Origin of the sequence: Nitrospira sp. T9, from assembly GCF_052156535.1 — a bacterium.
GTDB lineage: Bacteria > Nitrospirota > Nitrospiria > Nitrospirales > UBA8639 > Nitrospira_E.
Window position 1 is genome coordinate 298,623 of record NZ_JBQKUP010000044.1, and the last position, 12,059, is coordinate 310,681.

Sequence of the window (12,059 nt, forward strand, 5' to 3'; positions counted from 1 at the left end):
CGCATGGTTCTATCCTACAACGTCCTTGTCATCCTGAGAGAAACGAAGGATCTCGCTGAGGCGTGGGACTAATCGACCTAGGCACTGCTTCCTCGCCTCCGGCTCAGAATGACCATTTGGTGCGGGCTTGCCGGTTCATTTTGTCAATGGCTCATGCAGTATGAGTGCCTTTTAGATTGTCACATGACACAGCCTGACACTCTTTCCCGTCTCATTTTCTGATTCCTTGCCCGTATTGTTTACGATTTTTTGGGTTGGACAATAAGACGAGTTGAGGGACGATTACGGGTTTCTTGTTCGCTGGTAGTGTTGGCAGGATCGGACGAAGGCCCGCAAGAGCCGTTGTGTGGTTTGGCTGCGGAGTTGTCGTTCCGGATGCCACTGAATGGTAAAAATATGAGGGTATTTGGGATGTTCCATCGCCTCAATGAGTCCGTCGCTGGCGATGGCGGCAGGAATGAAATCGGGAGCGAGTGTCCGGATGCCCTGGTGATGTTCTGTGGCCACCACCTTGCGACCCTTTCCGAGGATTTTAGCCAATCGAGTGCCCTGAATGACTTTGACCGGATGCAGCCCGTTTTTCTTTCCTTCATGATCCACATTGTAGCCCTTCTTGGGTGGATGAATATGTTGATGAAGGGTTCCGCCTTCCAGGACATTGATCAGCTGCATGCCATAGCAGATTCCTAAAATGGGTAACCGACGGGTTTTCCCGGCCTTATATAACCAGGCTTCAAATTTGGACCGGTTTTGAAACGCAACTTTTGTGCGTTTTTTTGGGCGTTCTCCATACCAGGTTGGATCCAGATCATCTCCTCCGACAATGACCAACCCGTCGATGCCTTCCAGGTAGCGGTTGCGAAGGGTTTCCCTATGGTTAATCGGGAGCAACACGGGATGTCCACCCGCTTCGGTGACGGCGGCCGCATAGCGGTGATCACATAACAAGTCGTAGTTGGCGAAGTCCTTCCGTTTAGACACGGCTTCACAGGTGATCCCGATTAACGGGGCGGGATAGCGTTTACTCATCGATGGAGGCTCGTTTCCGGCCCAGCCACACCCGTTCGGTGCTGGGAAAGGGCACTTCGAGTTCTGTGGCAAAATCCTGCAAGGTATTGCCACTGAGCAAATGCCCCAATCCTGAGCGATAGCGTTTGGCGAAACGGCGTTGCCAGGTTTGCGGGTGCTCACGAATGGCCAGAGCCACCGCATCATGAATGAGACGGGCTCCGTTATATCGGCGTTTGAGCAGGCGCAGGACCTCATAAATTTCTTCAGGAATATCCATGGCGTCGAATTCCTCCCGGTGTTCCCATAAGAACTGGTCTAAATAGTCCGGGGCCGGGATCCATTCGCGTTTCCAGGGAAGTCTGGTTTTCATGCCTTTCGTGGCGGCTTCTGTCCGGGCGAGGAGGTAATCGGCATGGCTCATCCGATTGGCCGCGGCTTCTCCCCGCAGCCATCGCAGGCAGACCGCTTTCACCAGGCATAAATTAGCCACGACAAATTCCGGAATGTTGGAATCGAAGACCCGTATTTCCAGAGTGGGCGGTTTGGTTTTCCGGCCTTTGCTATAGACCAGTTCCCTGGTATCGACCGATGTGAGATCCCCTCGTTTTGTGGGGGTGAAGTAGGTGGCATTTCCACGAAGAAACCGGTTGGAGGCTTTGCCCGTAACTTTTTTGTCCCATATGGGAGAATTGGCTCCGGTCGCGATGAGCAACGGAAGCTGGTCATGGAGATGCCAGCTGAGTGAGGTGGCCTCTTGTTTGGTGAGTTTCCGATTGGCGACAGAGATGTGGAGGTGGGTGCCGGCAAACCGGTTCGTCCAGCCTCCCACAAATAACGGCACACGATAGTCCTGTTCGTCTTCTCGACTGCGATACAGACCTCGCAGATATTTTCGCAAACCGGCCTTAAGTAAAAACAAGCTTTCCCGGATAGTCGTGAATGGCCGGCTATTATATTCACTGCCGATGGAGGCATCCCGGGTAAATCGTTCGCCGGATTCAGAAAGACCAGGCCGTGGTTTTGACAGGCGTCTGCCGATCTTGTGATCGGTGACATTGATACTGTAGGCCTCAATTTCGACGCCAATGACGATTCGCTGATGAAACGGAGGGTGTATTAGGCCTGCCATGGCAAGATCATATGTCCTTATCTGTTGTGGTGGTTCAAGAACGGGACTGGTTTTGTGTGTGTCTAATCAGATTCGTGCCACATTCCCTTGGCAGAACCATCCATCAGAGAAGGAGATTTTCCTGCGAATGGGAAAGGGTTGAACTTGGTGAATGTACAGCAGACCACTGCAGAGTATCCCGCTTAAAATTTCGGGAATAACGTGTAAGGTGGAAACACGTTCAAATAGATACCGGAATATTGGAAGGTCAATGGGACAGACACAGGAGCTAATTGTATCCCTCTGGTCAGGAAGAGTCTAGAAGGAAAATATTGTTCCTCGATTGTTTGGGATTGTTCCTGGGGTCCAAGGCAACAGGGTTTGAGATAGGTCTGGGAGTATGTGTACAACCAGGATAACCTTAATCAGGCAGGTGGCACACACCTACATCGGCGAGGCCCTCTCCCAATTTGTCGTCCTGAGCCCGTGGGAAGGATCTGCGACAAGAATGAAAAGGCACAACTGAGACTGAGGGTCTTCGATTGAACTCGGATTGTGCCCATTCGACTGCGCTCAGGGCAGGCTTTTCGAACAGCTCTGGATGACAAGATTGCTCAAAATGACATCGTCTCCCACGGCGTGTTCGCTTTGTTCATGGTTAACTATACCGTGAACATTATCTGACCACTCGCCTACAAAAAACGCGGGAATTAAGCGCCCATGACAGCCGCTTTTCCTCTTTTGACAAAATCGTCAACTGTTTCTTTGGTATTATCTAGCCAGTCTTCCGCTTGATCCAAGGTATCGGAGGCAAGATCCTGTAAGTCTTCCCTGGTTCGTTTCCCGGACTGTGGGGCCCACAACAGCCCTGCTGCGATTCCCAATGTGATTCCGGACACAAAGGCCATCGTCCCGATTGCGCATCCTGAAGACATCCTTTTCATTGCGACCTCCCTATTTTTATACATCTGCTGAAAATGGTGAATGTTGGCCGTCCCGTTCGGTTTGCTTTCTCTCTCTTAACCTTTTCAGAAGCAACTGATGTGCCAGTGGTGGTTGTGTCTATTGATTATAAACGATGGCCAGATTTTGAGCATTATGTGAATTTCCAGTTCGGGTCTGTATTCAAGATGGAACAATTTGTCTTTGTGTGAGACGGTTTGTTTTGGTAAAGGATAGAGGTGCTGGGTTTTGGGGTAAGAGAATTTTCCGGGACATGCACGGCCCTCGCCTGAGGTCTATGGACTCTACAGATTCCGGGAAGACGTCATGTGTTGGATATGGTCTGTTGGCGCGGTTAATGTTTCATGGGGAAGGAGAGGTTGTGGATGTCAGATGACATGTTGAGTGCAGACATATCCGCTTTCATTAAGATTCACCGTGCGACGGTGTACCGAGGCACTCAGCCTGTCCTCCATGATCTGTCTCTGGTGATTGGCCAGGGGTGTTCGACCGTCATCCTGGGTCCCAATGGGTCAGGGAAATCGACATTTATGAAGCTGCTATCGAGGGAACTGTATCCGGTCGTCGGGCCGGATCAATATGTCCGGCTGATGGGGAAGGAGCACTGGAATGTGTGGGACCTACGCGCACAGATCGGGTTAATATCGGTGGACATGCAACAGGCCTATCCCTGTCATACAACCGGGCTGGATATTATTCTTTCGGGGTTTTTCTCTAGTTTCGATGTGTATGAACATCAAGCCATTAGTCTTAGACACCGCACCAGAAGTTTTGAGATGTTGAGCATGCTCGGGATTTCCCATCTTCGGGATCGCCCTTTCGGGGAGATGTCCACAGGAGAACAACGCCGAGCTTTGTTGGGTCGGGCTTTGGTTCACGAGCCTCAAATCCTTGTGTTGGATGAGCCAACCACCGGGCTGGATGTGCAGGCTTGTTTTCAATACCTTCAGATCATTCGAAATTTCATCCGCAAGGGAGGCACGGTAATTCTAGTGACCCACCATGTCCATGAAATTCCTCCGGAGATTGAGCGGGTCGTGTTGTTGAAGCAGGGCCGGATCATGAAAGATGGTCCTAAGGGGGATGTTCTGAATGATCATAGCCTGTCTGCCCTTTTTGAGACCCCGGTTCACCTTCTTCATGACCAGGGATGGTTTCAGTTAGTTCCGGCCTTACCCGGATAAGATCGGGTCATGAAGACCGTTTAATGGGTTGGGGATGACTTTGCCCTCCGGGACGTGTTCTATTCCCTAGCAGGGTGTTGGAAAAGCATGCCCTGAGTCTGGCTGAAGGGTCCACCAGCGGCGTTCCCTGCCTTCGCCGGAGCGGCTTCGCACAGGCAGGTCGCCCCTTGGCCGTGCTCACGTACTTCTCTGTACGCTCCGCCCGTCCAAGCGGCTGCGGCCTTTCCTTCCGGAAGCCCCAGGACAGGACAGGCCTTTTTGAACATCCTGCTTCGCTCATGGAAGATCGTAAAGTTTTGGATCTCGATAAGCACTCAGAAGAATTTTGAATTTTTCAACAGCCTGCTAGAGGATCCTTGTTTATCCGGGATGGCCTGGGCACGAAGTTTTCCATTTTTTTTAATCATGTGTTAAGGAAAGAGAGCGGATATGGTTGACGGGTTTCTCCTCTTTACGGTCTTGGATGTGTGGCGAATGGTGTTGCCGTTAGGGTTGACCTTTCTGCTGCTGATAACAGACCTGCTATGTTGCTGGCAGAGCGATCCCCCACATAAAGGTCTGCGCGACCTTCTCCGCCCACTGGTTTTTCGATTAACGCTCGGTTTATTGGTGTTGTCCGGGATTGTCGGTCTTCTTGTGCCCGCCACCCTTGGTTTTCCGCTGCCCGAATCTCATATTGCCGGGGGACCGTGGAGCTATGAAGAAATACTGGGTTTTGTGTTGGGGGGAATCTGTCTTTGGAAAAGCCAGCCGCAGAAATATCCTGGAGGACATTCAGGCCTTGTCTGGCTGGTCTGTGCAGGTATGCTATTTGGGGTAGCAGGTGTCGTATGGGTTGGGCGATGGGATGCGATGGCTCATGAGGGGTATGTGGGCGGTGGGTGGTTTCTCCTTGGATTATCGACCGTGGATTGGACTCGTGTCATTCCGAAAAGCCTGCACCTCCTTTTTGCCAGCTTGGCGGCAGGGGGGTTGGTGGTGACGTTGCTTGGTCTGCTCGGATGGTCCGGTGCGTCGAATAAATCCGCCTCAACCGTTCTACCCCGCTTCCTTCCTTCCGATGAGTGGGTTCGTTATGGTGTGGGATGGATGTTAACGGGGCTGGTTCCGCAAGTGCTTATCGGACCCTGGTTGTTTCTTGTCTTAGGTGAGGTGCCGAGGGGAGGACTGATTGATGGAGCGGGTTTGCCCTCTGTGTTCTTCTTTGTGGGCGTAACGACTGCGTTACTGGCCATGGTCTTGTTGAATGCGTCATTTATGGTTCCCCAGGTCAAAGGGCTTGTTTGGGGAGGGCTTATTTGTACGGTGATCACGTTGGTGCTGATGGGGATGATCCGGTATGTGATGTTTCTGGGCACCCTGCAGGCACAGGGGATTCCCATTGCGATTGGAAATCTGACCCTGTTTCATCTTCTGACCGTTCTGGTTCTGACAGGTCTTGTTGGCGCGATCCTCGTTCGTTGGTGCGTATGGCCCATTGCTGTTTTTCAAACAGGGACGAACCGCGCTGGAGACTAGACAAATCTTGGTGAGCAATTTAAGGTATGGACATGCATATTTCAGAAGTGTTGCGGACGTATAATCCTGCGATTAGTTTTGAGTTTTTCCCTCCAAAAACGGAGCGGGGGTTTCAAGAACTGTTTGAAGCGATTTCGGCCCTCATGCCGTTAAAACCTGCCTATGTCAGCGTGACCTATGGTGCCGGCGGATCTACCCGTGAACGCACGCATGATTTGGTGGTAAAGCTCCAACGGGAAACCGATTTGACCATTGTGTCGCATTTAACCTGCGTGGGGTCCAGGCGTGACGAAATTCATCATATACTCTCGAAATATCAGGAGAGCGGTATTCATAACATTATGGCTTTGAGGGGAGATCCTCCCAAGGGAAGCACGGATGTCCAGATTCCCGAAGACGGCTTTCAGTTTGCGTCTGACCTTGTGCGGTTTATTAAGCAGCAGTTTCCTGAAATGGGCGTGGGCGTGGCAGGATTTCCCGAGGGACATCCCGGTACACCCAACCGTTTACAGGAAATGGATAATTTGAAGCGAAAAGTCGATGCGGGAGCTGATTATATCTGCACCCAATTATTTTTTGATAATCGGGACTTTTACGATTTTTGTGAACGTTGCGAAGTTGTGGGCATTAAAGTGCCCATTATTGCCGGCATTATGCCGATAGTTTCCCGAAAGGGCATGGCTCGCATGTCTGAGTTGGCGCTTGGCGCCCGTATTCCTGCCAAACTCTTACGTGCTATGGATCGAGCTGAGAATGATACGTATGCGGAAGGGGTTGGCATTCATTGGGCGACCGAACAGGTGGTGGATCTTGTGGATCATAAAGTGAAAGGAATTCATTTTTATACTTTGAATAAATCAAAAGCGACCTTGAAAATCTATGAGTCTCTCGGTATTCAAAGTTCGGAAAGTTTGCAGCAACCGGTTGAATAAGTCCTGCCTCAGTAATCCTGTATTTTCCTCCATTCATCAATGATGGGCGTTCGGCTTCTCGGCTCTCGTGGCTTGGTCACCTGTTTCCCTCTTCCTGTGTTTTGTGGTGGGGGTGCGCTATGTAATTGGGTGGGCCAGGGGATTGGGGATTTTACTCTTTCCCCTTGTGGTGGATGTTGGGTAAGATGTTCTGGGTTCTAAAGGAGGATACTCATGACGAAGAATGCAGGGTTTCAAGTAACAGTTGATTTGGATGGCCGCCAGTGTATGGTGATTGGTGGTGATGAGGAAGCCGTGGAGAAGGTGCATCGCTTGTTGGATGCCGGAGCGAAAATTACCGTGGTCAATCCCACCCTTCATGGTGATTTGCGGAAATTGACCGCTTCAGGAAAAATTATCCACCGGGGACGGACATTTCGATCTGGCGATGCTCAAGGGGTTGTGCTGATTATGAATGTGTTGAAGGATGATTTGGACTTGGCCAAGTCCTTGTTTGAGCTGGCGAAAACCGAACGCTTCCTGGTGTGGTCGATGGATTTGCCTGAATACTCCACGATCATGATGCCTGCGCTGGTCAAACGCGGGAATCTTCGAATAGCGATTAGTACGAGTGGGACCGCTCCGGCTCTGGCCAAGGTGCTTCGTCACAATCTTGAATTGCTGTTTGATGAAGAATTCGACCAGTTTCTGGATTGGCTAGGGGCCCTGCGCGAAGAGCTAAAGAGCACGGAAGTGAGCGATCTGCGGCGTCGGGAGCGTTTGGCGGAAGCGGTCAATGGCTTTCAATTGTCCGGGGAATTGCAGTATCCCAATAGTTGGAAGTTGTCCGGTGAGGAGCAGGTGGAACCCGTTGGAAAGGAAGGTGGGTAATGGTGCTGTTGGAATTTAGCATGTCACCTCTTGGTAAGGGTGAAAGTGTCGGAAAATATGTGTCCCGGTCACTGGACCTGATTGATAAAAGCGGGGTGGAGTACCGCCTCAATCCCATGGGAACGGTGTTGGAAGGGGAGTGGGATGATGTGTTTCGTGTCGTAAAGCAATGCTATACCAGGATGAAAAAGGATTGTCCGCGGATTTCTTGTGTCATTAAGGTTGATTACCGGCGTGGCCACAAAGGCCGGTTGGCCGGCAAGGTGGCCAGCGTGGAGAAACGTTTGAAGCGTAAGCTGAAAACGGCATGATCCTGAAGCGGTTTGAACGAGCCAGGGTGGTCGTGTTGTGAAGGCACCGGTGTGTTATTCCAATATTTTTTTGGCTGACTGGGTTGAGGTGTGGAAAGGAGAGGAGTCGAGTGTAGGGGGAAGATAAATCCGGTTCGCTTTTCCTCCGATTCCGCACAACACTTCATAAGGAATCGTGTTCAACCATCCGGCATGATCTTTAGCTGTTATTTCCCGTGTTCCCTGTTTTCCAAGTAACACGACCTCGTCTCCAACCGTTGGATGGGGAATGTCTGTGACATCCACCATCATCATATCCATGCAAATTTTTCCAATGATGGGGGCCTGTTCTCCTTTGAGGAGGACATGTCCGACTCCTGTGAGGTGTCTGGGAAATCCATGGGTATACCCCACCGGCAGGACCGCGATTTGAGATGGCCTCCGAGTTCGGAATAGGGCGTTATATCCCACAATTTCACCAGGCTGGAGAGACCGGAGATGGGCCACGTATGTGGTGGCTTGCATCACCGGTTCAAGAGTGAGGGATTGGGGCGAACTTTCCTGCCGTGGTGCGTATCCATACAACATTAATCCAGGTCTGACCATTCCCAAGTGGGCGGTTGGATGAAACAGGATTCCTGCGCTATTGGCCATATGTAGTATGGGTGATTGAACTCCCAATTGCTTTGCTTGGTCGAAAAAGGCCAAAAATTTTTGGATTTGAAGATTGGTTAAGGTGTGATCCTGATTGTCGGCATCAGCAAAATGGCTTAAGAGGCCCTCTATTTCAATGAGGGGGGTCGAGGTCGATAGCTTGCTAAGAAGGGAGAGGGCTTCATCTTCCTCGAAGCCGAGTCGGTGTAATCCGGTGTCGACTTTGAGATGAATGGGAAATGGGGTGGCGCGAGGAAAAAGGAGTTCGATAAGTTGTTGAACGATTTCTGCACGAGAAATCACGGGAGTAAGCTGATGGCGAATAATTTCGTTTAGATGCTGAGGGAGGATGGGCCCCATGACCAGGATGGGGCAGTGAATGTGGTGTTCTCGAAGGGTTATCCCTTCCATAACGGATGCCACACCAAATCCAAAAATTCCCAGGTGTTCCAGAGTCTGAGCCACAGGAATCGCTCCATGGCCATACGCATCAGCTTTAATGACGGCCAGAATTTTTGTAGACGGATCGATCCATTGCCGGATTTGTTGGAAATTCCTGGTTAACGCATCAAGACTGATAGTAACGGTAATCGGGGATGAGACGTGTCGGAGGTCGGAGGGTGAAGGTGGCCTGATCGGTATCACAAATATTCCTTAAATCGCGAGTATTTCCTCCTCCTTTTTCTTGGTGAGGTCATCGACGATCTGTATAAATTTATCTGTGAGTTTTTGGATTTCAGCCTCTAGCCGGTGCTGGGTATCTTCTGTCAGTGAGCCTTCTTTGTGAAGGTGTTTGAGTTCGTCATTGCCTTCCCGACGAAATCCACGAATCTGTACCTTGGTCTCTTCCCCATATTTTTTGCTGAGTTTGACCAAATCCTTCCGTCGTTCTTCACTCAGTGGGGGAATGGGGAGCCGGATGAGTTTGCCATCATTGGATGGAGTGAGGCCAAGTTCTGAACTAATGATGGCCCGTTCAATTTCTCTGATTTGGGAGGTATCCCAGGGCTGAATGGTGATCAGTCGGCTCTCAGGAATCGCGAGGTTGGCGACTTGCTTGAGTGGAGTGGGCGTCCCGTAATAATCAACGGTAATATGGTCGAGTAATCCCAAGGAGGCGCGACCAGTTCGAAGGGACATGAATTCTCTCTTGAGGTGCTCAATGGCTCCCTCCATTCGCTGCGTGGTTTTAAGAATGGTTGGATCGTTCATGATCATTCCCCACGTTAAGTGACAAGCGCATTTTTGGAAACAATGGTGCCGACAGGTTCCCCTTCAAGGATTTTTCTGATATTTCCTGATGAAGTCAGATCGAACACAATGATAGGCAGATCGTTATCCATGCAGAGTGTAATGGCTGTGGCATCCATGACTTTCAAGCTTTTATTGAGCACCGATAAAAATGGTAATTCCGTGAAGCGTTTGGCCGAGGGTGTCGTCATAGGGTCCGCGTCGTAGATGCCATCAACCTTAGTGCCTTTCATGATAACATCCGCACCAATTTCCATGGCTCGGAGCGCCGCAGCGGTGTCGGTGGTAAAGTAGGGATTCCCGGTACCGGCGGCGAAAATCACCACGCGCTTTTTTTCCAAATGCCGAATAGCTCGACGACGGATGTAACTTTCGGCTAACTGCCGCATTTCTATTGCCGACAAGACGCGGGTGGGGATATCTTTGCTCTCCAAAGCATTTTGTAAAGCCAGAGCATTCAACAAGGTGGCGAGCATGCCCATGTAATCGGCCGAAGCTCGTTCCATGCCAGAGGCACTGGCAGCAAGACCTCTGAAAATGTTCCCACCTCCAATTACAATGGCGATTTCGACCTTCAGGGTCAGTACGTCGGCAATTTCGGCTGCGAGATTATGTAAAATGGAAGGTTGGATGCCGTAGGTTTGCTCTCCGGCGAGCATTTCTCCACTAATTTTCAAGAGGACCCGACGATATTTGAGGGGCATTAGTCCTGGCCGAGTTGGTAGCGCGTAAAGCGACTGATCGTGAGGTTTTCTCCTAACTTCGCGATTTTCTGCGATAGGAGATCTTGAATGCTGATGCTGGGATCCTTAATAAAGGCTTGTTCCAAAAGGCACTGCTCTTGATAATATTTTTCGAGCTTCCCCTTAATGATTTTCTCCCAGGTCCCTTCGGGTTTTCCGGACTCTTTCATCTGTGCGAGATAAATATTCCTTTCCCGTTCGATCAAGTCCACCGGAATGTCTTCCCGTTTAATGTACAGAGGATGAGAGGCAGCGATTTGTAAAGCCACTTCCTTAACGAAAGCTTGAAATTCTTCATTGCGTGCGACAAAGTCTGTTTCACAATTGACTTCAATCAGGACTCCAATTTTTGATCCTGAATGAATATACGAGGAAATAATACCTTCTTTGGTTTCTCGGCCTGCTTTCTTTTGTGCAGCGGCCAACCCTTTTTGACGCAACAGATCGATGGCTTTTTCGACATCATTTCCTGTGTCTTGAAGGGCTTTTTGGCAATCAAGGATTCCTGCCCCTGTTTTGCCTCGCAACTCCTTCACCAAGGCACTCAAACTAGACATGTGCATGCTCTCCTACTGACAGTAATATAAATTTCAGTTTAATTAGATGAACCCAGGATCCTTAAACAGGTTGGGTATTCTTGTTTGGCACACCCGATGGATGACCTTGCTCGGTGTTGTCGGGAAGAAACCCTTCGCCATTCGCCACTGACTCCTGGCGCTTCCGGCGAAGTTCCGTACCTTCTATGCAGGCGTCGGCAATCTGTCCGGTAAATAATTTGAGGGAACGAATGGCATCGTCATTGCCGGGTATAGGAAAGTCCACGCCTTCAGGGTCACAGTTGGTGTCTACTAAAGCAATAACCGGAATGCCAAGGCGATTAGCTTCCTTGACCGTAATGTGCTGGATCCTGGTGTCCAATATGTAAATGCACCCAGGAATATCATTCATGCCTTTGATGCCGCTCAAATATTTTTCCAGTTTGGCTTGCTCTTTTTTCATGCGAACGATTTCCTTCTTTTTGAGTCGTTCGTATGTGCCATCGGTTTCCGCAGCTTCAAGTTTTTTAAGTTGGTTGATGCTGCGGCGGAGTGTCTGGAAATTCGTTAACATCCCACCCAACCATCGCTGGTTAACAAAAAACATTCCACAACGATTGGCTTCTTCCTCCACAATACCCATGGCTTGTCGCTTGGTTCCCACGAATAAGACGGATTCCCCGGCAGCCACTGTATCACGGGTAAATTCGTAGGCTTTTTGAAAGCATTGGAGAGAAATTTGGAGGTCAATAATATAAATGCCGTTTTTTTCCCCGAAGATATAGCGTTTCATCTTCGGGTTCCATCGATTGGTTTGATGCCCGAAGTGAACCCCAGCTTCTAATAACGATTTAATCGTGACCATAACGGACCTTCCCACCCCCTTTCAGAGATATACTGATTAACACAAAAGCGTGGATTTTTTAAAGAAACACAAAACGGTAATTTGGCTCAAATGGGACCGGCAGGAGACAATAGATGTGGATTGTCTTATCAGGC

The 12,059-nt window shown here is 50.0% G+C and carries 13 protein-coding genes; 5 read left to right on the forward strand and 8 right to left on the reverse strand.

The features are described 5' to 3' along the window. Positions 1-282 precede the first annotated feature (282 nt). From ACTRXD_RS22355 to ACTRXD_RS22365, 3 genes are all read right to left on the reverse strand, one after another. Positions 283-1,029, reverse strand: coding sequence for a gamma-glutamyl-gamma-aminobutyrate hydrolase family protein (locus tag ACTRXD_RS22355; RefSeq protein ID WP_442433979.1), 747 nt, complete (start codon positions 1,027-1,029; stop codon positions 283-285). Then, positions 1,022-2,140 (reverse strand): glutamate-cysteine ligase family protein, encoded by a 1,119-nt coding sequence (locus ACTRXD_RS22360; RefSeq protein ID WP_442433980.1) that lies wholly within the window; start codon positions 2,138-2,140, stop codon positions 1,022-1,024. The genes ACTRXD_RS22355 and ACTRXD_RS22360 overlap by 8 nt, the downstream gene beginning before the upstream one ends. Positions 2,141-2,829: 689 nt before the next feature. Further along, positions 2,830-3,063 carry a YtxH domain-containing protein gene (locus tag ACTRXD_RS22365; RefSeq protein ID WP_442433981.1) on the reverse strand — a complete coding sequence of 78 codons (234 nt, stop codon included), beginning with the start codon at positions 3,061-3,063 and terminating at the stop codon, positions 2,830-2,832. Positions 3,064-3,447: 384 nt separating this feature from the next. Here ACTRXD_RS22365 and ACTRXD_RS22370 point away from each other — a divergent pair, with 384 nt between their 5' ends. The 5 genes from ACTRXD_RS22370 (at position 3,448) to ACTRXD_RS22390 (ending at position 7,897) form a co-directional block, all read left to right on the forward strand. Next, positions 3,448-4,266 (forward strand): ABC transporter ATP-binding protein, encoded by an 819-nt coding sequence (locus tag ACTRXD_RS22370; RefSeq protein ID WP_442433982.1) that lies wholly within the window; start codon positions 3,448-3,450, stop codon positions 4,264-4,266. 429 nt (positions 4,267-4,695) lie between these two features. Next, on the forward strand, positions 4,696-5,784 hold the full coding sequence (locus ACTRXD_RS22375; protein WP_442433983.1) for a hypothetical protein: 1,089 nt from the start codon (positions 4,696-4,698) through the stop codon (positions 5,782-5,784). A 32-nt stretch (positions 5,785-5,816) separates the two neighbouring features. Further along, entirely contained in the window at positions 5,817-6,716 is a 900-nt protein-coding gene (gene metF / locus ACTRXD_RS22380; protein WP_442433984.1) for a methylenetetrahydrofolate reductase [NAD(P)H], read from the forward strand. A 213-nt stretch (positions 6,717-6,929) separates the two neighbouring features. Then, entirely contained in the window at positions 6,930-7,586 is a 657-nt protein-coding gene (locus ACTRXD_RS22385) for a precorrin-2 dehydrogenase/sirohydrochlorin ferrochelatase family protein (RefSeq protein WP_442433985.1), read from the forward strand. After that, positions 7,586-7,897 (forward strand): MTH1187 family thiamine-binding protein, encoded by a 312-nt coding sequence (locus ACTRXD_RS22390; protein ID WP_312747142.1) that lies wholly within the window; start codon positions 7,586-7,588, stop codon positions 7,895-7,897. The genes ACTRXD_RS22385 and ACTRXD_RS22390 overlap by 1 nt, the downstream gene beginning before the upstream one ends. Before the next feature lie 54 nt (positions 7,898-7,951). Here the strand turns inward: ACTRXD_RS22390 and alr are convergent, their stop codons facing one another. The 5 genes from alr to rpsB all read right to left on the reverse strand — a co-directional run bounded on the left by alr (position 7,952) and on the right by rpsB (position 11,925). After that, positions 7,952-9,175, reverse strand: a complete 1,224-nt coding sequence (gene alr, locus ACTRXD_RS22395) for an alanine racemase (RefSeq protein ID WP_442433986.1) — start codon at positions 9,173-9,175, stop codon at positions 7,952-7,954. A gap of 9 nt (positions 9,176-9,184) precedes the next feature. Continuing rightward, positions 9,185-9,742: a ribosome recycling factor gene (gene frr, locus ACTRXD_RS22400; RefSeq protein WP_312747148.1), complete on the reverse strand. Its 558-nt coding sequence runs from the start codon at positions 9,740-9,742 to the stop codon at positions 9,185-9,187. 14 nt (positions 9,743-9,756) lie between these two features. Beyond that, entirely contained in the window at positions 9,757-10,485 is a 729-nt protein-coding gene (gene pyrH, locus ACTRXD_RS22405; protein WP_442433987.1) for a UMP kinase, read from the reverse strand. Beyond that, a complete protein-coding gene (gene tsf, locus ACTRXD_RS22410) occupies positions 10,485-11,081 on the reverse strand; it encodes a translation elongation factor Ts (RefSeq protein WP_442433988.1) in 597 nt (198 codons plus the stop codon). Before tsf ends, pyrH begins: the two co-directional genes overlap by 1 nt. A 61-nt stretch (positions 11,082-11,142) precedes the next feature. Beyond that, the gene (gene rpsB / locus ACTRXD_RS22415) at positions 11,143-11,925 is read right to left on the reverse strand and encodes a 30S ribosomal protein S2 (protein ID WP_442433989.1); all 783 of its coding nucleotides are present in this window, start codon (positions 11,923-11,925) and stop codon (positions 11,143-11,145) included. Between the last annotated feature and the right edge of the window lie 134 nt (positions 11,926-12,059).

Excerpts from the sequence above, each read along its gene's own strand:
- tsf (WP_442433988.1), bottom strand. The coding sequence starts at position 11,081 with ATGTCTAGTTTGAGTGCCTTGGTGAAGGAGTTGCGAGGCAAAACAGGG.
- ACTRXD_RS22390 (WP_312747142.1), top strand. The coding sequence starts at position 7,586 with ATGGTGCTGTTGGAATTTAGCATGTCACCTCTTGGTAAGGGTGAAAGT.
- rpsB (WP_442433989.1), bottom strand. The coding sequence starts at position 11,925 with ATGGTCACGATTAAATCGTTATTAGAAGCTGGGGTTCACTTCGGGCAT.
- frr (WP_312747148.1), bottom strand. The coding sequence starts at position 9,742 with ATGAACGATCCAACCATTCTTAAAACCACGCAGCGAATGGAGGGAGCC.
- ACTRXD_RS22375 (WP_442433983.1), top strand. The coding sequence starts at position 4,696 with ATGGTTGACGGGTTTCTCCTCTTTACGGTCTTGGATGTGTGGCGAATG.
- ACTRXD_RS22365 (WP_442433981.1), bottom strand. The coding sequence starts at position 3,063 with ATGAAAAGGATGTCTTCAGGATGCGCAATCGGGACGATGGCCTTTGTG.
- pyrH (WP_442433987.1), bottom strand. The coding sequence starts at position 10,485 with ATGCCCCTCAAATATCGTCGGGTCCTCTTGAAAATTAGTGGAGAAATG.
- ACTRXD_RS22355 (WP_442433979.1), bottom strand. The coding sequence starts at position 1,029 with ATGAGTAAACGCTATCCCGCCCCGTTAATCGGGATCACCTGTGAAGCC.
- ACTRXD_RS22370 (WP_442433982.1), top strand. The coding sequence starts at position 3,448 with ATGTCAGATGACATGTTGAGTGCAGACATATCCGCTTTCATTAAGATT.
- metF (WP_442433984.1), top strand. The coding sequence starts at position 5,817 with ATGCATATTTCAGAAGTGTTGCGGACGTATAATCCTGCGATTAGTTTT.
- ACTRXD_RS22360 (WP_442433980.1), bottom strand. The coding sequence starts at position 2,140 with ATGGCAGGCCTAATACACCCTCCGTTTCATCAGCGAATCGTCATTGGC.
- ACTRXD_RS22385 (WP_442433985.1), top strand. The coding sequence starts at position 6,930 with ATGACGAAGAATGCAGGGTTTCAAGTAACAGTTGATTTGGATGGCCGC.